The sequence below is a fragment of the Vibrio sp. YT-19(2023) genome (assembly GCF_033337395.1).
This window is the reverse complement of record NZ_JAWOQN010000560.1, coordinates 1-674: the sequence shown is the minus strand read 5'-3', so window position 1 is coordinate 674 and position 674 is coordinate 1. Positions and strand designations below refer to the sequence as shown.

At 43.3% G+C, this 674-nt stretch carries 1 protein-coding gene and 1 pseudogene; one reads left to right on the top strand and one right to left on the bottom strand.

Going from position 1 to position 674, the window contains the following annotated elements; all coding sequences use genetic code 11:
• Positions 1-297, top strand: a pseudogene (locus R7E78_RS27130) (lipase family protein); the annotation flags it as partial.
• 154 nt (positions 298-451) lie between these two features.
• Here R7E78_RS27130 and R7E78_RS27125 read toward each other — a convergent pair.
• Positions 452-674, bottom strand: a 223-nt coding sequence (locus R7E78_RS27125; RefSeq protein WP_318058747.1) for an amidohydrolase family protein, incomplete at its 5' end; no start/stop codon positions are given.

The window sequence follows — 674 nt, the reverse complement described above, 5'->3', positions numbered from 1 at the left end:
CTCCTTACGTTGTTAGTTGATGGTGGGGCTGCGGCGTCAGTCTTTGCCCTGCAAAATGTAGGTTCTGCTATTGCTACTATATATGACGCGATTGCTCGTTCAATCGTCAAAATTTCAGAACTCTCTAGCGAATTTTCTGAACGCGTAAAAGGTTTACTTGGCCACATGTTGGTATTTGCGGGGAAAGGTGCAAATATCGCGATCAAATTTCCTTATTCCTTTATTGGTTGGGTGTTTGAATTGGTGCTAAGTAAGTTGAATCAGGCTGTTAAAGCTGCCCTCAAAACGACCTTCTGATTTTGATTAATCCGCCTTTGCTTAGGTGTGGTTTATTCTTAAATACGAAAAGTTTCCTACTTGGTTAGCGAAGCTAGTGGCGAGCAAATAGATAAAGTGCTTGGTGAGTCAGATAGAAAACACCGCCTCGATAGCGGCGGTGTTTTATTTTGGATTACTGTCGTTGATAAACCGATTGACCTCTGCTGATGGTTTCTTCCACGTTTAGGTCTTTTAGCGCCTTAGGTTCAATCTTCATCGGGTTGTTATCGAGGATGATTAAATCCGCATTCTTACCGACTTCGATAGAACCTTTATACGACTCCTCAAAGTGTTGGTAAGCTGGCCAAATGGTCATGGCTTGCAGAGCGGTGTACGTGTCAACTCGCTGATCTGCA